Genomic DNA, 21,960 nt, shown 5'->3' with positions numbered 1-21,960 from the left:
AAATTTAATAAGATTTTTCTATTATCCGTTTATTTTAAGTTTCATTCCCGGTTTAATATCTTCATCTTTAATACCATTCCATTTTTTAATATCTGAAATTGTTACTCCAGGATATTTTTTAGAAATGCTGTATAAAGAATCTCCTTTTTTAACGTAATAATCTTCACTAACGTTTTTAGAAGGTGCTTTTTTCTTGAATGAATCAACCGAGTTTGATGCAATTGCTGTTGAAGCCGGCTCTTCTATAACTATTGCTGCTTTAGAAATAATAAGTGTTTTTCCTAAACCAATGTTATTTGAAGTTAAATCGTTAAGTTCTTTTAACTCCGCAATAGTCGTACCGAATTTCTTTGCAATGCTACCTAAATTGTCTCCAGCTACTACAACATAGTCCACATCGACTGCTGTTTTCTCTTTATTTTCAGCAGCTGCGATTGCTTCTTCTTTTTTATCTACAATTGCATTTGCTTTAATAGCTGATGGTGTTGGCTCTTCCGATTTAATTTTTAAACTTCTGCCAATTGCAACGGCATTTGTTTTTAAATTATTCCATTTTTTTATCTCGCCAATGCTCACATTATATTTAGAAGCAATTGCACCTAAATTATCTCCTTTTCTAACTTTATAAAATTCGAAATCTCCATTATCAATCGCAGCAGGTTTAACTGTTGCAGGTTTTGCTTTTGGAGCATATTTTACAGCTAATCTAGAAGATGTCGATCTAAATTCTGTATTGTGTTTTACGTAAGCATAAATTTGCTCTTCGTTTGATACAAAAGTTGCTACTTTATCTTTTGGAAGTCTGATAAAATGCTGTTCTCCCTGATAAAATGGAACAACTCCCATTTTGTATGACGGATTTAAAAGCTGAATCTGTGATTGTGGCATGTCTAACAAATCGGCAATCTGTTTGAAAGACATTTGATTTTTGATTGCTACTGTATCTGTTTCAAAGTTTTTAACCACAGCTCTTTCCGGATTGATTCCGTGTTCTTTGTGGTATTCAAAAAGGTACATTGTTGCTAAGAAAGCGGGTACGTAACCTTGAGTTTCTTTTGGAAGATAATTACGAATGTCCCAGTATTTAGTTTTTCCTCCAGAACGACGAATCGCTTTTGTCACATTTCCTGGACCTGAGTTATAAGAAGCTAAAACCAGCTCCCAGTCACCAAAAATATTGAACATTTTGGTCATGTATTCTGAAGCTGCCGCCGTAGCTTTAAGAGGATCACTTCTTTCGTCGATATAAGAATCGATTTTTAAAGCATATTGTTTTCCGGTTCCGTACATAAACTGCCAAAGTCCCGTAGCGCCCATTTTAGAAACTGCTTTAGGATTTAAAGCAGATTCTACAACGGCTAAATATTTTATTTCCAAAGGAACGTTTTGTTTGGCAAAAGCATCCTCGAACATTGGGAAATAATATTCTGATAAAGCCATTAATCGAGAAAACGATTTTTTACGGTTCTTAAGAAATGACTTTATTATATTTTCTAAACCTTGATTGTATTCTATCTCAAAAGGTGATTTCTGATTCATCGCCGCCAAACGCTGTTTTAGCAATTCGGTTGGGAGTTCTTCATCAACCGTAACATCTTTGTTAATGGTTTGAATGTCTTTGGTCAGATCATCATAAATATCTAGACTTACTAATTCATTCATCCAAAGACTATCTACTTTTGTAGCTAAATGATCTTTTTTGAATGTGCTTTTAATAGAATCTAAATATGAAAGCTTAACCTCTGGCTTCAGTTCTAAATCTGTCTTTGCCGTTTCCTGTGCACAGACTGCTAAGGAAAAGAAAGCGGAAACCACTAATGATAATTTTTTTACAATCATATAACATTTTTTTAAAATTCTGTAATTCAATCTATTACAAGAGTTGTATTTTTGCAAATCTAAGCCCTTTATTGAAGAAAAGTGTTTAAAAAAATGTTAATTGTGATATTTTAGTCTAAAATCGCTGCGATTCCAGGTAAAATTCTTCCTTCTAACATTTCTAGCATTGCCCCGCCACCAGTGGAAACATAGCTCATTTTGTCTTCAAATCCGAACTGTTTTACTGCTGCAACAGAATCTCCACCACCAACTAAAGAAAATGCTCCATTTTCTGTAGCTTCTGCGATATAATCTCCTAATGCGATTGTTCCTTTAGAGAAAGTTTCCATTTCAAAAACTCCTAATGGACCATTCCAAAGAATTGTTTTTGACTCTAAAATAACTTTTTTGAAGTTCTCTAAAGATTTTGGACCTGCATCTAAACCTTGCCATCCGTCAGGAATTGCAGTTACGTCTACAACCTGAGTATTTGCATTATTTGAGAAATCGTCTGCAGCAATAACATCAACAGGAATATGTACCTGAACTCCTTTTTCTTTTGCTAATCTTAAAATTTCTAGAGCCAAATCTAATTTGTCATCTTCACAGATAGACTCACCGATTTTTCCTCCTTGAGCTTTAATGAAAGTAAAAGTCATTCCTCCTCCAATAATCATGTGATCTACTTTATCCAAGATATTTTCGATAACAGTGATTTTAGAAGAAACTTTAGAACCTCCAAGAACAGCAGTTACAGGTTTTTCACTGTTTTTAAGAACTTTATTTAAACTTTCAATTTCTTTTGCCAATAATGTTCCGAAACATTTTTTGTCTTCAAAGAATTGTGCAATAATTGTAGTAGATGCGTGCGCTCTGTGAGCTGTACCAAATGCATCGTTTACATAAATATCTCCAAGAGAAGCTAATTCTTTAGCGAAAGCTACATCTCCTGCTTCTTCTTCGGCATGGAAACGTAAATTTTCTAATAAAAGAACTTCACCTGGTTTTAAATCTTTTGCTGCAGTTTGAGCTGGTTCTCCAACGCAGTTTTCAGCAAATTTTACTTGAACTCCTAAAATATCAGAAGCTGTTTTTAAGATATGTTTTAGAGAGTATTTCTCTTCTGCTCCTTTTGGTCTTCCAAGGTGCGACATTAAAATCACACTTCCACCTTGAGCTAAAATAGCATCAATTGTTGGCTTTGCAGCTTCAATACGTGTTGTATCTGTTACATTAAAATTCTCATCCAATGGTACGTTGAAGTCAACACGGATAATTGCTTTTTTATTTTTAAAATCGAAATCGTTTAAAGTTTTCATCTGCTAATTTTTTTAATTTTTTGAAAGAATAACAAATATAGAACTTTTACAGTAGTCTAAATTTCAAAAAAGCAAAAATAATCCATTAATAAAAACGAAAACGTTGTAAATTATGAAAACAAACAAAATAATTCTTAAAGATGATAAAAATTACTTGTCTAATCGTGAACTGGACTTTGTGTACAAGGACAGTTACTGATAGATTGTAAGAAATCGAATCCGATTGTGATGGAATGTGTTCCTGTGTTATACGTTCCAAGTCCATTAAACATTAACTGGTAAGAGTATGCAAAATAGAATTTAGATTTCATAAAACCAGCCATTGGTCCCATTGCCAAAGGTTTTGGGAACTGGTCATTTAAGAAACGGTAAGATACTCCAATCCAATAGTAATCTTCGTAACGATTGTAACGTCTGTATTTGAAGTTAAAATCGGTTGTAGAACGCTGGTCATTTGCAAAGTACTGTAAGAAAACCGATGGTTCGTATTCGATACGTCTGTTTTCACCATCTTTAAAAGTGAATCCAGAATATACCTGAAAGTTCGATAAAAGATCTGGTTCGTTTGCTCTCTCAAGACTAATGTTCTTTTTCAATACGTTGTTGGCATTGAAACTAAGATAAAACCCTCTGTTACGATACAGCGCACTAAGATCAAAGTTGTTATTTGATGTACGACGATCGTCTGTTATCCCTCCGTCAGTTCCCGTAAAATTATTGGTTTCTAAACGAAAAGTATTGATGTTATACGAAATACCAAATGAAAGGTATTGTTCTGTACGATAATCTAAGATCAAGTGGTGCGCAAATGAAACTTTGGCTCCCGTTTGTCTTGTATTACCATTGCTATCATTATACAATGACAAACCAACTCCAGAACGATCTAAAACACGAAAATCTGCATACAATGACTGGTTATCTGGTGCGTCTTTAATTCCGACCCACTGTGTTAAACCATTGGCTCTAATACGGAGATTATCTCCAATACCAGCATAAGCAGGAGAAAGAATAAAAGGGTTATCAGCTAAATACTGGGTAAACACCGGTAGGTTTAACTCTTGGCTGTAACTTGTTGTTACAGCCATGAGTACTAAGGATAAAATAAGCTTTTTCATTGTATTAATATTTTTTAGATAACATCATTGGGGCTATAATTTTGTTATCTGTATAAAGTGAAATGTCCAACAAATTCTCTTGGATCTTTCGGATCATTTAATTTAAGAACATACCAGTAATCACCTGTTGGCAATTCGTTTCCATGATATCTACCGTCCCATTTTTCACCTACATGGTATTTCGCAACTACTCTACCATATCTATCATAAATATCGAACGTTAGCTCTTTGTATGCTAATGCACCACAATCTGGACCAATAGTATCATTTTGTCCGTCACCGTTTGGAGTGAAGTAGTTTGGCAGACAGAAGTCAAAGAATGTACCCTGAACTGTAATTGTTGCCTCACAACCATTTTTGTCTCTTACGATTACTACATAATCACCCGATTTGTAGATTCTATAGCTATTAGATGATGAGAATGATTCACCATTGAAGCTGTACTCGTAAGGAGCAACTCCACCAGAAGCTTTTACAACAATTGTGTTGATCTCTTTGCTTTGGTTTGTAACGTCAATTAAACTTACTGGATCAACAGCTGCTACTTCAAAAATTGGAGTTGGCACTTCACATCCGTTAGTGTGTCTAGCAACAATGAAGTGGCTTCCTGGAGCAACATTTGTGAAAATGTTACTTGGTTGGAATGTTCCATTATTGTCAAGAGAGTAATCTACCTCTGCAGGGTTTGTGATAGAAGCATCGATTGTTACTACTACCATATTTGCCTGTGCATTGTTAACACAATCATATGTTACTTCTGCAGTTGGGTTAAGAATTACAGCATTTGGCATATTCTCTACGAAATCTACCGGACAGTTGTTTGCATCTTTCACATACACTGTATGTGCTCCACCTTTAAGGTTTGTAAAGTCAAACACTGTTTGTGTTGCAGTACCTGCAGTAAATGGTCCGTTTGGAGCATCTAAACTTACGCTGTAAGGTAAAGTACCACCTTTAATTTCGATACTAAATGCACCATCTTTATCTCCGTCACAAACTTCTGGTATCATTGAGTTTGGAACCTCAGTTACAACTACAGGTCTTGGTTGTGAGATTGTGAAATCGTACAATACAAAACATCCGTTTTCGTCCTGAGCTATAGCTTGGTAATCACCAGGCGCTAATTTTTCAAATAATACTTTAGTATCAAACTGATTCAGATTTGGAGAAATTGCATATTTAATAACTCCTGTTCCACCTGAAGCAATTATTTCAAGTTTACCATTATTCTCACCGAAACAAGTAACATCAGTTGGTTTAAATTGAGCTTGTAAAGCTTCTCTTGGTTCTGTAATAACAACCAATTCAGATCTATCATTACAATCCACACTTTCAACTGCTACTCGATATGTTCCAATTGGAAGATCAGCAAATACTCCATTGTCTTGAGCTGGACGAACAATTCCGTCTGTCGCGTTTAACAATGTATAAGAATAATGACCTAAGCCTCCTACTGCTTCTGCAGTGATTACCCCTGTAGCTTCTCCAGTACATTTTACAACTGCGCTTGAAACATCCAATTTAATATCTAATGGAGTTAATGCATAGATTGTAACTGTATTAGAGACAACACTTCTACATCCTATAGAGTCAAAAACAAAATACTTATAAGAACCTACTGGCACTTCAAATGAAATTGAAGATGCGAATGAACCTAAAATCGTTGTTCCATCTGCACTGTAAGTATATGGTCCTGTTCCACCTTCGGCACTTAGCGTAAGCTGTGTTAAAGTCTGACAAGTTTGTGCTCTAGACTCTACTAAAGTAGCTAATACTTTTAGTGGATCTTTTATTTCAACTTCATTAGTTGTAAACTCACAAGAGAATCCATCAGTTATTGTTACACTATATCTTCCTGCACCTAATCCAGAGAAAACTGGAGAAGAGAATGGACCTGATGAAATTACAGGATTTTCAGAAAGTATATTTAAAGTATACATATAGTTGCTTCCTTGACCACCTGTTGGAGGACTCACGGTAACTACACCAGATTTATCTCCAAAACATGGTAACGTTGTAACGTTTGCACTTGCTGTAGCATTAATTGGCACTGGCACTATTAAAGTCTGACTTGTAGATGCCATACAACCTTTAGCGTCTTTAACGTTTATGGTATAAACACCTGCTGTTAGACCTGGATAGTTTGTCTTACTTGAATAATCTTCTACAACAGTCGTACCTCTTACTAATTGATATTGGTAAGATGTGTTCCAACCTCCTGTTGCGCTAACAGAGATTTCACCGTCATTATTACCAGCAATACATGTAATATCTACTTTTGCTGATGTTGCAACTAATGCTTCGTTTGGCTGACTGATCGTAAATAATGTTTCTACTGAACATCTAGGATCACCCACTAAGGTAGCCACAACTTTGTATAAACCAGCTCTCAAATTAGAAACTCTTTCTGGACCTGCTGTTGGTGATTGACCTGAAGCTACTACCGCAGTACTTGGCAACGGACCAGTCACTATATAATCAAATCTACCTGCATCGTCTTTTGGAACTATCTGGTTGTCAACAAAAGTTAAATCTACGCTTCCATCAGTAGCATTGAAACAAATTTCTCCATTTACAGCAACTGCTTGAATACTGAATGTATTTGGATCAAACACATTGTGAACTTTCTGTAATAGACAGCCAGTATCTTTATTCAGAACTGTAATAATATATTCACCTATTCCTAAATCTGTAAATACTCCATTTGTATTTGGCGCATTTCCTGGTACAGCAGCACCAGAAGAATAAGCAATTGAATACTCTAAATTAGTTGGTGTACCACCTGTTGCATCTACTGATACTGTAATGTTCTCTTTAGTAGGACAAGTGATTGCATCATCAACTCTTACATTTACTTTGTCTAAACGGATAAATGGATTAATTACCCATGTTGTCGGATTAGTACCCTCACAACCATTTTCGTCATAAACTTTTACTACGAAATTTCCACCTGTAAAATCGGTTTGAGTATACACATTTCTTTCTCCTTTGTAAACTCTTACACCATTTTTAATAAACTCATATTCGTACTTATCATAATTTTCAGAACCACCAGTAACACCAGTTACTGTGATTGTTGCAAAATTGCTAGTGTTACCACTAGTACATAAGTACTGCACCACAACTGGATCTGGAACCACAATTGCTTTAGGTCCTTTTACTTCTACATCAATAAAAGCTGTACAACCTCTTCCTGAGAATACTTCAACTCTGTAATCTCCTGCTGCCAATCCTTCAAACAATCCGCTTTCTTGAAGTGGACCATTGTTGATTCTATATTTGTATATAGGGTTGTCATTTACTCCCGGAGTAATACTTGCTCTAATTTTACCATCTGTATAACTGAAACATGTCACAGGAGTAGCAACTGCTTTGAAACCATCAATTTCAGTTGCTGGAGCTATAACCACCATTGTTGAAATTGGACAGTTAGTCGTTGTATCAATCACATCGATTGTGTGAGAACCAGAATCTAAACCTGTAAACTCAGCTGGCGTAGTTGTTACTGCAGGTTTTCCATCAATTGAATAACTGTAATTTCCTGAACCACCAGTTGCTGTAACACTAATTCTTCCGTCTCCTTCATCACAACTTGGCCAATCTAAAATTTTAGTATCCAATTCTAGAGGCTGTAAAATAGTTACTAGTGCTGGGAATTTAGTCTCACAACCAAACTTATCGCGTACTGTGATATCGTAAGCTTTTGCTACGTTCACTGTAAATGATTTAGAAATTTGGAATCCTCCACCAATACTATATGTAAATGGACCTACTCCAATAGCAGCAGAATCGTCTACTACAATTTCATAATTTCCATTACTATCCGCACAATGTGATGTAACTTTTGCTGTAAAGTTACTTGGCAACGGATCAGTCGTAATGTCAACTGTTATCGGTTGAGAGATACATCCGTTTTTATCTTTCGCATATACATACCAGCTAGGCGTAGCAGGATCTAATACTCTAGTAGCTTCTGGTTCAAATGCACCGTAAGTTGCACCTGCTACAACAAAAGAATAGGTATAATCTCCAGCTCCTCCATGTCCTAAAACTGTAACTACAGCACCAATTTTACAATTAGCATTTGCTTTACCTTCTTCTGAAACGGTTACATCAATAGGATCGTTAACTGTAACTTTGAAAGTTGTTGGACAGGTTGTTATATCGTCTACTACACTAATTTCATAATCACCTTTTGCTAAATTAGCTAAAGTAACCTCTGTATCAGCAGTTGTAATTGGTCCAACAAAAGCAGCACCGTCTTTAGTTACTGAATACGTATATGTTCCTTTGAAATCAGACATTGTAAAGACTGCTTTTCCGTCGTCTGTACCGATACAAGATTTCGCGAAAGCATCACCTGTAGCTTGGATTTTAACAACGTCTTTGATAGTCAATATATCAGTGAATGAACATCCAAAACTATCTGTTACCTCAAATTTGTACTCACCAAATGGCAATCCTGTAAATACTGCAGGAACTGCACTTCCAGCTGTTGGTACTGCAGGGTAAAGCGTTGTTGGAGCTCCATTGAATTCTATAATTTTAAATTCTAACGCACCTACACCGTTTGTAGCTGTTACTGTAACAGTACTAGTAGCGTTTGCAGGATTACAAGTAATAGCAGTTGCATTGAATGCTAAAGCTGATGGTTTGTTTAATGGAACAATCGGAACTGTTACCGGAGCTGTTTCACAACCATTAGCATCTCTAACCGTATAGGTAACTGATGCAACTGAACCGTCATTTGGTACAGAGATACTATTTGTATCATCGTATCCATTTCCGTCAAAATTGTATTGGTAAGGTGCCGTACCTTCTTTACCTGTTACCACAATTTCTGTAGATGTGCTACAAGAATTATTTGGTGTAATAGCATACTCTTGATCTAACTCATTTGGCTGAATAATTATAATATTAGCCGAAGTCGTCGTACAACCTTTACCATCTGTAACTTGAACTGTATACGTACCTTGAGGTAAATCGGTATAAACACCGCTTACATCTCCTGTTGTATTTGTAAATGGTCCAGAAAGCACATATGAATATGGTTCTACTCCACCAGTTGGTACAACTTTTAAAGTTCCATTGCTGTCATTCCAACATAATACATCTGTATGCGAATCTGCAAGAGTAATTGGCTCTGGATCTGTAACCGTTACAGGAATAGTTGTAAATATACATGGTAAGTTACTGTCTGAGATTTCAAAAGAGTAATCTCCTTGAGTACTAACGTATTCTTCAAAATTACCTGTAGTATTGCTTTTTACTGGTCCTACTGGATTTCCGTCTAAGTACATTTGATAAGAATAGTCTTTTTTACCACCCTTGATTTCAACAACAATTTTTGCTGCTTCATTACCTACTTCACAATAAAGATCTTTCTCTAATGTTGCTGCAGCTGTTAAACGCTCTTCAATAATATAAGTTTTCTCATCTGAACAACCATGCTCATCTGTTAAAACGATTTTATATGAACCTGCTTTTGTAAATGTCGCTATAGCACCTGTTGGCAATCCATCAATCGTAAATGTTTTAACATTATTGTATGTTGTAGCAAGAGCATCAAGATCTACAGTCAAGTCAACATCTACAAAACACTGTTGTGCAGGCATATTAAGAACTGGAGCTGCGTCAAGATCAATATCTACTGGAATTGGCGCTGAAACGCAACCATTCGCATCTTTAATATAAACATCCCATAATAGGTTTGTCAAATCTGTATCAACCACCAATGGAACAGAAGACGCTGTAAACGCTACTGGAGCTGGTTGATTTCTTATAACTGCTGCATAAGAATAATTTGGCGTTCCACCTACAATGTTTGTAATTGTAATTGTAGAGTTATCCTCAGAACAATATACATTGCTACCCGTTGCAACAAATACAATCGGAGCAGGCATTGTAATGGTAACATCTGCAGATTTTGAACAATTTGTTGTATTATCTGTTACTGTTACTGTGTAAGTTCCTTCAACAAGACCATCTACTGTAACTACGTCACCTGCTGTTAAAGGAGCGTTGTGAGCTAATCCAGTTGGTGTACTTGTAACAACAACTGTGTAACCAGCAGTACTAAAGTCAGAAACTGTGAAAGTTGCCTCTCCGTTGTTATTGGTTCCGTTTATTGTGTTACAGCTTACATTGATTTGTGATGTTTTAACAATATCAATTTTATCTAATTTTTCAATTACATAAGGTCTTTCGATAGAACATCCTCTCTCATCTGTCACTTTAAACATATAAGTTCCAGCAAGTAAGTTGTCAAATACATTTGAAGTTCCGTTGTCTTTAGTGAATGGTGAAACAATTTCATATTTATCAATTGCATAACCACCTATTACTGTTAAAGTAACTTGTGTTTCTTCATCTGGACATGTTGCTACTATCGTTTGATCAAAATCAATATCGTCTAATTTCGTAAACGGATTAACAATTGTAGAACCATTTGTTTTACAACCATTCTTATCGATTACATAGTAATTTACCGTATGAGGGTTTCCGTCATTTGGAATCGTTACTTTATTTTCTTTCGTATAATTTGCACTTCCATCAAAATTGTATAGATATGGTGCTGTACCTCCCGTTCCAGTAATTGTAACTTCTGCAAGTTCTGGATCGCTTCCTGAAAGACATCCAAAATCTTTCAGAGCAACATCGGCTCCTAAAGCAACAGTTGGTCCTCCTATAGTATAATCTTTATATAAAGAACATAATCTCTTAGAAGTCACCGTAATTCTATAATCTCCTATCGGAAGATTGCTAAATACGTTATCTGTTTGTACAATACCTAATGGTAGAGGCGCTCCTGATACTAATGCTATTTCGTAAGTATACGGAGGTTCATTATTACCTGCAAGTAAATTTACTGTAATAGTTCCGTTTGAATCTCCAAGACAAAGTACATCTGTAGCTACAGCATCAAAAGTAACCGGAGTTCCAGCTGGCAATTCGAATTCTGTTGTAGTAGAACAACCAACATTTGTAAGGTCTGTCATTGTTACTACATACTTACCAGCTTGTAATCCTGTAATTGTATTGCCTACTATAGATACACTTGGGAAACTTGGTAAAATACTATAACCATAATTTCCTGATCCTCCACTTGGTACTAATGTTACTCCACCATTATCATCATTACAATTTGGCAGAACAAGATTTGAAGCTTCAAGTTTTAATGGAGCATCAATTGTTATCTTCTTAACATCTGTACAGTTGTTTTTGTCTTTTATCGTAATTTCATGTTCTCCAGAATGTAAATTTGGTATTGTATACGGGAATGTTCCAGTATACGGTACAAAAACTCCATCGTCAACTTTAATAGAATATCCTGGCATTCCTGCATTAGACAATGTTACTACGATTCCGAAAGTATCTTCGCTAACACATTTATTATCTACATCTAAATTAATTTCTGGACTTGGGTCTTTAGAAATTATCTGACCTAAATCTTTCTCACATCCATTAGCATCTATTACAACAATATTATAGTTTGTAGTAGTTGGAGAATATGGCAACTCTAAAACATTTTCACTTCCAAATGAAGCTGGTGCTGTAGCTGGTGCAGTATAGAAACCATAAGTATAAGGTCCTGTTCCTCCACCTGCGCTAATTGTTACAAAAGCATTTTTATCGCAAGTTGCATTCACCACTTTAGTAATACTAGCATCAAGTGCTGAAGCTGGCTGTTTAATTTGGAATTTCGTTGTTGTAGAACATTTAGTTCCGTCTATTTCTTTTACATAAAGAATATAATTACCTGGCAATAAACCTGTAATAGTTCCTGTGTAAGGAGCTGCAGTGATATCACCAAATTTAGGGCTTAGAATTGGCAGATTAGTTAAGTTATCTCTTACTTCATAATAAATATGAGTAGTTCCTGCGCCTAAATCTTTTACTTCAAAACTTAATTCACCATTTCCTGCATTAAAACATGTTACATCTTTTGGCGTAACGTCTGCCGTAATATCTGAAATCTTAGGTGTAGTATATTCTAAATACGATGGACATCCGTTCGCATCTACAACCATAAAATTATAAGTCGTATTTTGCTCTAAATGAGTAAATGTATAATCTCTATCTGGTATAGAACCTGATGACATACCAAGTCCGTAAATAGAATATGTAAAGTTTGGCACACCTGAACCTGCTAACAATTCTAGTTTAACAGAAATCCCATCATCACAAGTTGCACCAATCACTTCAGCACCAAATTCCAAATAAGGAGGCGGTGCTATTCTTAATGCTGTGCTTTCAAACTTACATCCTTTAGCATCAACAATATTAATATAGTAATCACCAAAATATAAATTAGGGAAATTATGTACTGCTGCTGCATCTGCTGCTGTAGCTGCAGTGTAAGTAGCAATTTCTTTCATTGTATTATCATATAAATGATAAATAAATGGTGCAGTACCTCCCGAAGATGGTTTTAATGATATATCAATACTACCTGGTTTTGTACTTAGACATGTAATACCATGAATGTCAATTTTTGGATCGATTGTCGCTGGAGCATCAATAACAGCTGTTCCAGAAGCTTCACAACCTTTGCTGTCTCTTACTGTATAAGGATAGCTTCCTGCTGTTAATCCTCCATAAATAAATTTATCTAAGAAAAGTCCTCCGTTAAAACTAAATTTAAATGGTCCTTCTCCTGCTGTTGCCTCAAGTGTTACAGATCCGTCTGCATCTCCATTACAAGTTGGACTTGTTGGAGTATCTTTTACCAGAACCGTTTGAGGATCTTTTAATTCAACTTGTACTGTTTCTTTTACACAGCCATTAGCATCAGTAATTTCAAACTGATACGTTCCTGCCGCTGTTACTGGATAATCGAAAGATGTTCCTGTAAAAGGTGTTCCTGTAGTTGGGTAAGAACCTGCATCTATTTTTACTCTATAAGTAAAGTTTGGTTTTCCTCCAGTTACCACTCTAACCTTAATGTTTCCATTTACTGGTGTTACAGCAGCACATGTAAGTTCTTTAGTGATGTCTGCACTAACCGTCATTGCATCGTAAACAGTAATTGGTGCTGTTCCTGTACAACCGTTAGCATCTTTCACCGTAATCGTATATGTTCCTGCGCCAACAGTAAATATATTAGCTGGACTTGGTGCAACACCTGTATTAATTGTATAAGTATATGGTGCAACACCACCATTACCTGTTGCTTCTATAATAAATGCGTTACCAGAAACTGTACATTGATTGTTTACTTTAACATCAACAGTTGGTGCTAAATCAGTATCGATAGTTACGTCTATCTTAGCTGTACAATTATTAGCATCTTTAACCCAAACATCCCATTCTGTGTTCATTACTGGGCTAAGATCTGCACTTGCAGCATCTTTGTAATCAGAATCTGTTGGAGCTACATTGTTTTGTTTAAATGCATATTTATAATCTAACGTTCCTCCAGTAGCATGTACTGTTACTTTAGACGTTGCTTTGTTACAGTTTGCATTTACATTAGAATCTAAATGTAAAACTAAAGCATCTGTAGGCTGTGTAATTATAACTTTTGTTGAGAAAATACATAATGTAGTTTCATCTGTAAATACTACATCGTATGTTCCTTCTCCAAGATTAGTTAAATCGAAAGAAGTCGCAGTCTGATTTGTAGCTGTCAAAACTCCATTAACTGTATAGCTATAAGTAGTTACAAATTTACCTACTGTATATCTAATAGCTCCTGTAGTTTCTTTTGGAATCGCATAACAATAAACATCATTAAGTTTATTTGCTGCTGCAGTGATAGAAACTACTGGTGGAATATTAATGCTAAACTCATCATAACAACCATTTGAAGCTGTTGCTCTGAAAGTATAGTTACCAGGATCAAGATCAGTAAATACTCCTGAAGTAGCTCCAGTAATATTAGTTTGTCCTGAAACAATTGTGTAAGAAGTTACAGCTCCGCTACCCGCAACTAATGTAATTGTTGCGGTACTTTTTCTGCTAGCAACTGGATCACAATAAATTTTTGTTACGTCAACTTTTGCAATCTTAGGCGGATTAAGCGGTGAGATTGTAAGTGTTTTAACAGCAGTTGTACAACCATTACCATCCATGATAGAATATCTAACAGTCTGTGTTTTTGTATTGTCTACAACTTCTAAAGTGTTTGATGGACCATATGATCCTCCATTAAAGCTGTATGAATAAGGAAGTACTCCTCCTGTTCCTGTAACGGTAACATTTTTAGGTTCTTTAGTATTTGTAGTGTTACAAGTAAATGGATCAATACTTGCATCGGCTGTTAATTCAGCTGGTTCTGTTATCGTAACATCTGCCGTAGCCGATTTACAACCTAAAGCATCTTCTACCACAATATCATAGATACCTGCACCTAATCCTGAAGGATTATTTACATTATAAACCTCTGCTGGTGAAGAACCTCTTTTGGTAATCGTATATGTAAATGGCGCTTTTCCAGAAGTAGCTGTTACTAAAATACTTCCTGTTTTTGCTCCATTACATTTTACATCAACTTTAGATGTATTAATTGTTAAAACTGTAGGTTTTAGAGTAACCGTAATATCTGCTGTATAAGCATAACAAACTGGGTTTGCAGTATCATTAACTCTAAATTTATAAGTTCCTGCTGCAGTTGCTGTGTAAGGACTTGTTACTGTTGAGTAAGCTCCTCCATTGAATGAAACGGCATAAGTACGTGTTCCTGTTCCTCCTGCAGAAGATAAGCTTATTGTTGTATTAGGCGTACAATATGTATCTGCAACTACTGATGGAGTAATTGTTAATTGCTCAGGAACTATATAATTAATAAAATCAGTACAACCGAATTTATCTTTTACCGTTAATTTATAAGTTCCAGGCGTTAAATTAAATGTATCAGCTGTTCCAAAATTAATACCATCCTTACTAAATGTTGCTGGCAATGCATATGTACCTGTAATTTTTACAGAAATTGGAGTTCCTGGGTAACATTGTGCTGCAATAGGATCCATTTTTGGAAGATCCTCTGTTCCAACAGAAACGGTTTTCTTAACAGCACAATTATTTGCATCTTTAACGTATACATCTATACTTGTTGTAAGAACTGATGTGTCTACTGTTAAAGTTGTTCCGTAAGGTGTTGATGGAGCAGTTGAACCACTTGCTGCAAATGCATAAGAATAGTTGCCTGTTCCTCCCTGTAAATTTGAAATTGTGATTGTTGTAAATTTATTATTACAGCTAATTTTTGAAGCAGCAACATCAAAAGTAATTGGAGTAGCTGCACCAACAGTTACTTGTTTGCTATCAGAAATACAACCTGTTGCTCTATCTGTAGCCACGAAAGTATAAGTTCCAGGTGCTAAATTTGTATAGGTAACTTTATTACCATTAACATTTGGCGTACCTGTATTAGGCGTAAAAGTATAAGTAAAATTACCCGTACTGCTTACATCTGAAACAGTAAATGTAGCACTACCGTTTTTAGAACCCGCACATAGCTCATCTGTTTTAGAACCCTCAGCTTTGATTTTAACTCCATCAGCAATAGTTTTTGATCCTGTAGCAGTACAACCTCTTGCATCTGTTACTTTAAATTCATAGTAGCCTGCTGTTAGACCAGTAAATGTAGCTGTGTTTCCAGTTTGCGCTGCTGGCGTAACTGGTCCAGCAGTAACTTCGTATGTATACGGAGCAATGCCTCCATTTGCTGTTAATGTAAGACTTGTTGTTGTACTTCCTGTATTACATGTAATTGCAGCAGGATTAGAAATCGTAATTCCTGTTGGCGGGTTAAATGCCGGAACTTTAACTTCTCCTTCAGCCGTACATCCATTTCCATCTTTTACATAGAATTTAATCGTTTGCTCAGCATTCGTTAAAGTAACTGTTTTAGTCGTTACATTATTATAATTTGTACCACCATCAAAGTTGTACGTATAGTTACCTGCACCACCTGCACCAACAATTGTAATTACTGCTGTAGAGCTACATGTAGTATTAGCAGGGAAGCTACCAGTAACTTTAACCTCTGTTGGGTTTGTTAATATAACATCGTAAATAGGTGAAAGACATCCTTTACCATCTTTTACTTGATATTTATATGTTCTTGTATTTGTAGCACCAACAAATGCATCTAAGTTAGAATGTGTTGCAGAAGTGGTAAAATTACCTCCGTCAAAACTAAATTCGTATGGTCCACCATTTCCGCCAGCTGGTATAACTGTAAAACTTCCGTTATTACCGTTATAACATTTAGGGTTTATTGGCGTAGTAGATCCTGTTGGTTCAAGTTTAGCATCTACAGTTACTGCAGTTGTTAAAGCAGGACATCCTTTAGAATCTGTAACTCTAAATACATAAGATCCAGTTCCCGAAGCTGGGTAAATATTAGATCCTATCGCTACAAAAGGAGCTCCATTAACCGACACTTCATAAGTATAACCTGGTGTTCCGTTTTGAGCTGTAATTGTAATCTGCGCGTTTGGCGAATTTGTACAATCTAATGCTTTTGTTACCTCTGCATATGCTGTAACTTGTGTTCCTATCGCGATATTTGTAAGTGGCGCAGCGTTACAGCCATTTTCATCTCTAACGTAAATAGTGTAATTACCTGCACCTAAATTCTCGAATTTTTCCGAATCCTGATAATTCACACCATCCAAACTGTAATGGTAAGGTGCTTTTCCGCCGCTAACACTTACAACCAAAGTTGCTTTGTTTCCAGCATCATAACAAAGATCTGAACTAGCATCTAAAGTCGCTGTAGGAGGTACTGCTCCAACAACAGTTACCTTATCAGAAGCTGCTGAAGAACAATCTCCAGAATCTTTTACTACCACTACAAAGTCACCTGTCGCAGTTAATGGCAAGTTGAAAGTATCTTCAGTCTGGAATGCTATTACAATTGTTCCATCTGGACGCTCTAACTGATATTTATAATTTGGTTTTCCGCCTTTTGCAGAAGCCTTAATTACAGCACCATCTATACATGTTGGCTGAGTCGTTACAGTAGCCAATGCAGTAACAGCTTCTGGAGCAGTTATACTTCTTGAATAACTTGTAGAACAATTTCCAGCAGTATCATATTGAACGACTACTGTATAATTTCCTGCAGCTAACTTATCTAAAACTAGAGGAGAAGCACTTGAATTTTGTAAACCTCCACCGTTTACTGTATAATAATATCCTGTCGCAGGATTAAAGTTACTAACCGGAATTGTAATTATTCCGTCAGCTTTATCAATACAAGTCAAGTTATCAACAATTGGCGTATCGGCTTTAAAGCCTTTGTTATCCTCTATAATAACTGTAAATTCTTTCTCTGCATCACAACTTGCAGGAATCTGGCGTACCCAGATATCATCAATCAATACATCGTTACCATTAAATTCGTTACTATAAGATCTAATAACAAAACTTAAATTAGTGTATGCTCCAGGATTTAATGATAATTCTTTGTATTCCCATTGCTCGCTTTTTGGAACTACCCAAGGATTTGAAGTATCTGTTGTTGCAACAATCGTTTCTGTACCTCCAACTCCATTCAAGTTATTAATTAATTGAATAGTTAATTTTGGATCAGCGTGAGAAGTTGATGTTTTAACAATAAGGTTTTCTGCCCAAAGTGAAATAATTACGGGTTGATTTACAATAACATCTCGAATTGGCTTACTGTATAAGATTCCTCCAATACCTGCTGTACCTCCAACGTTCACACATAAAAATCTTCCTAACGGACTAGTAGGCACTGTATGATCTTTAGCTACTATCCAAGAATCACTAAATCTAGTTCTAATTGAACTTGCTACTGCATATTCACCATCATTTATCCATTCATCTCTATTACATTTATAATCTGGAGCTAAATGTGTTGATGTCTCATCTTCAAAACAATAACCTGGGTTAATTCCTGGTGTTGTTGTATACGAACCAAGACCAAAATCCTCTCTTAATAAGTTACTATAAGTAGGAACTTTGGTTACTGTATATTTAACTTTTATTTTATGATTTCCTGCTGGAACATTTGTAAATACGTTATTTGTTATTGGTGTATTAGGTGTTCCATCAATATAATATTCGTAAGTATAATTTGTGTTTTGAGGATTTCTTACCGTTATGGTTGTAGAAGCCTTACCATCACAACTATAAACTGTAATAGGATCATCAATTGTCGGATCTGTTGGTTTAGGATCTAAAATAATTTTATCTGTTATTGTAAAAATACATCCTGCATTATCTTTAACTCTTAAAGTATAACCGGTAGTATTTGGCATAACATCTGCCTCATTTACATTTACCCAACCTTTGCCATCACCAAAATCGTATTGATATGGAGGAGTTCCTCCCTCAACATTGTTAATTCTTAATTTTCCTCCTTGATTATCACCATTTGTATCTGGCAACGTACAGCCTGCTAATGCTGCTACACCTCCAGATGCAGTAAGTGCTGATGTTGGACCTGTAATTGTTACATCGATTGGATCAGTAAAACAGTCTTTTCTTTGTTGTACATTGTTTACTGTATAAGTAACACTATATCTAACAATAACTTTATAAACACCTGGATTCAAATTAAGGAAAGTAGTATTTCCAGAATAACTAAGTCCATTGTCAATACTATAAGCCATAATGTTCCCATTAGGCACAATATTTTCGATTCTAATAGAAGACGTACCATCATAACAAGCACTACTTGTATGATTCACATCAAACGTAGGTTTTGAGACTTCTGGAATAGTAATAGAAGTTGTTGCAGAACAACCAGCATCGTCAACGACCTTAATCTCGTATGTTTTTGCTTCTGTAATAATAACCGGATTGGTATCAACACGTGTTGGAGATCCGTTTATAAAATAAGCATAAGGTGCTTTTCCTCCTGATGCTGATAATAAAAGTTTACCATCACTACAAGCTGTAAAAGGTTCTTGCAAAGTTGCAAATGCTTTTAACTGGCTTGAAGGCGGTTTTATTTCAAAATAATATGATACATCGCATTTTGGCGCTGGAGTCTGGTTTATTGGACTGCTTGTAACTCTGATATAATAGTTTTTACCATAAGTTCCGTAGCTTAAAGATGAGAAACTATAATCTAAAGCTGTAACAGGACCATCTTGTTTCTCAATTTGTCCAGTTGCCTGATTATAAAGATAAATATAATATGGTCCTTCAAAATTTTTGATTCCAACACTTGCACTTCCTAAATCAGTTGGACAGATCGGATCTGTTTTCTTACCATCTAATGTTAGGTTTAATCTTCTGATTAAAATATTAGGTATTTTGAAAATACAAGGGTTTGTAGTTACCCCTTTTTGTCGAATATAAATGGTATACGAATCTGGATTGTAAATAGGGAAAGTATTGCTGTCTTGCCATTCCCAATCTTGGATAGTCGCAGTTGGACTTGTTTTAATTGCATACTGGTATCCTGCAGGAACGTCACGTACTGTAATGCTTCCATTGCTACCACAAAGCATATCAACATGTTCTTCTGTTGGTGCTAATGGATTAGTGAAAACATTAAAGTAAAAACGGTTGAAACAGCTACCAGAATAATTAATTGTCAAACGGTATTGTCCAGCATCTTTTGCAGTAAAATCTGGACCAGTACTTACTTGTATCCATTTACAATCTGTACTTTCGTTAGCACAATTTTCGTTCGTTACAGCTTTACAGCTACTTGTGTCAAGCCTTTCCCAAACGATATTAGAACTATCATTAATTCCTGTCTTAATTAGTCTTGACGCATTTGCTCCACACAAAAATATCTTTGGCAATTCTTTACCGTCATTAGGACAAATTACAATTTGATCTGCAACATCCAATACTGGATTCTTAGCAGTTTGACCAAATCTTTCAACAGTAAATTTCTCAAAAATAGATCTACATGGTGCCGGCGCTTCATTGTAAACATAATAAGTTCCAGGATCTTTAACTGTAAGAGTCTGTCCTGTTCCTATTTTTTTTGTTTTTTCTTTGTCGCTATACCAAGTATATGTTGAGTAACCATTTGCGGCAGTAATATCCAACGTCTCTGTACACAAAGTACGTTTTCTATCATATTGGCAACCTTCAACCCCTACTAAGAAATTGGTTGCTTTTGGTACCAAAATACATCCTGTATTAGTATCCACACTCGGGTCATCCGATATTGTGAAAGAAGTATTTTGAGAACCTTTATATGTAGCATATGCAGAGTTATCGATACTGTTTGAACAAGCTTCATCAAGCATTGTACAATCAGGAATTACCTGTACTTTAAATTTTATTGTTTTTTCAGTTAAACCTACTTTAACGATATCACTACGAACATCAAAAACAATACTTCTTGTAGCAGGATTCCAGCTTTTTACTGTTACACCATCAGGTAATGGCAATAAATCTGTTGGATAATTAAAGATAATATTGATAGGCAGCTGATCACGAATTGTAAAAGAAGTCGCATCATCATTACCTGTATTTTTAAAACCAATTTCGTAATTTAATTGCTGACCTAATGTTACCGTTTGCCCTCCAATATTATCGCCATTCGAGTTTTTAACGATTTTTGTAAGTACAATTTTAGGTTCAATAATTTCAACCGATATGGCAGTAAAGAACATAAAGTACGAATCTTGCGAAGTATTAATTCTTAGCGTAGCACTCGTCTCATTATTTTGAATGATATTATTGCCATCATTTAAAACTTTAACCACTCCAGCATCATAACCTAATGTATTTTTACTCGCTGGTGTACGACCACCCAAAATTGCATCTCCGTCTGTAATAGTACTATTAAAAAAGTTAGGCTTAGCAGGTGTTCCTGCATCCCATCTAGAAGGCGGAACTGCTGGCGTAATTGGTCTAGCTAATGAAGATACATCTCCCCATAGAGTAGATTTTCCACCTTTAAATTGTAATCCGTCACCTTCTAAAGGATTATCCCCTTCTAAGGCACTAAATCCTAATTTTACATTTACATTTCCTTCAGGATTTGTTTTAAAGCCACTAATTGGAATATCTAAAGGAGGATCAGTACTTCTAATCATACTGAAACCATCAAAACTAGTAATGTATTTACTTGGCAGTTTTGGATCTTTATAAATTACATAAATACTCCATCCCGCAGAGTTTCCACCTCCAGGGTTAAGTGACCCTTGAGAACAAACTAAATCTGCTATAGTATATAGACCTGGACCAGCAGCCTTAACTTCTGTCGTAATTTCTTTAAAACAAGCATAAGGCTTTGAAAGATACGCATTGTTTACTCCTGATGCTCCTTCATCCCAAATTATAGTTCCTGTTATATCCTTATAAGCACTAGTGCCCGTTTTTAATTTAACCTTATTAATATTGTTTCTATCAGAGCCTTGATAAGTTCCTGACCAATATAAAGCGGCATAAGCAATTTCGTAACAATCTTTACTGGCATCTGGAATAACCAATGTTGCCGAACTAGAATTGAAAGTTGCTGCATCATTATCTATGTCGATATACTTCATATCCAAGTTATCGTTCGCCGTAGTACCGGTACCTTGAGAATCGAAAGCATTATTTGGACGGTTGTTTCTTCCACCTCCATCTCTATTTAAGATATTGTTTCCAATAACTAAAATATCTCCTTTTAAACTGGTATTATACCTTGGATCGAAATTCTTTCTTAACTGACCGTAAGAAGAAATACCGAGCAAGAGAAATACAGCTGCAATAAATACTTTAAAAATAGTAGGTTTTTTCATAGTCTTCATTTTGTTGTGGCCTTTTTTTAATTT

At 35.6% G+C, this 21,960-nt stretch carries 4 protein-coding genes; all 4 read right to left on the bottom strand.

The genetic code is table 11. The features are described from left to right. Positions 1–21 precede the first annotated feature (21 nt). Complete coding sequence (locus tag ACFO3N_RS02685) at positions 22–1,839, bottom strand: LysM peptidoglycan-binding domain-containing protein (protein WP_379795115.1); 1,818 nt, start codon at positions 1,837–1,839, stop codon at positions 22–24. Between the two features lie 110 nt (positions 1,840–1,949). Further along, positions 1,950–3,137 (bottom strand): phosphoglycerate kinase, encoded by a 1,188-nt coding sequence (locus ACFO3N_RS02680; protein WP_250834678.1) that lies wholly within the window; start codon positions 3,135–3,137, stop codon positions 1,950–1,952. A 158-nt stretch (positions 3,138–3,295) separates the two neighbouring features. Next, positions 3,296–4,252, bottom strand: a complete 957-nt coding sequence (locus ACFO3N_RS02675; RefSeq protein ID WP_379795114.1) for a PorP/SprF family type IX secretion system membrane protein — start codon at positions 4,250–4,252, stop codon at positions 3,296–3,298. Between the two features lie 44 nt (positions 4,253–4,296). Next, the gene (locus ACFO3N_RS02670; protein WP_379795113.1) at positions 4,297–21,927 is read right to left on the bottom strand and encodes a T9SS type B sorting domain-containing protein; all 17,631 of its coding nucleotides are present in this window, start codon (positions 21,925–21,927) and stop codon (positions 4,297–4,299) included. Positions 21,928–21,960 lie beyond the last annotated feature (33 nt).

It is taken from the genome of Flavobacterium chungangensis (assembly GCF_042654045.1).
Lineage (GTDB): Bacteria > Bacteroidota > Bacteroidia > Flavobacteriales > Flavobacteriaceae > Flavobacterium > Flavobacterium chungangensis.
This window is presented reverse-complemented; position numbering and strand designations above follow the sequence as displayed.

Coding starts and splice junctions, on each gene's coding strand:
- ACFO3N_RS02685 (WP_379795115.1), bottom strand. CDS start 1,839: ATGATTGTAAAAAAATTATCATTAGTGGTTTCCGCTTTCTTTTCCTTA.
- ACFO3N_RS02680 (WP_250834678.1), bottom strand. CDS start 3,137: ATGAAAACTTTAAACGATTTCGATTTTAAAAATAAAAAAGCAATTATC.
- ACFO3N_RS02675 (WP_379795114.1), bottom strand. CDS start 4,252: ATGAAAAAGCTTATTTTATCCTTAGTACTCATGGCTGTAACAACAAGT.
- ACFO3N_RS02670 (WP_379795113.1), bottom strand. CDS start 21,927: ATGAAAAAACCTACTATTTTTAAAGTATTTATTGCAGCTGTATTTCTC.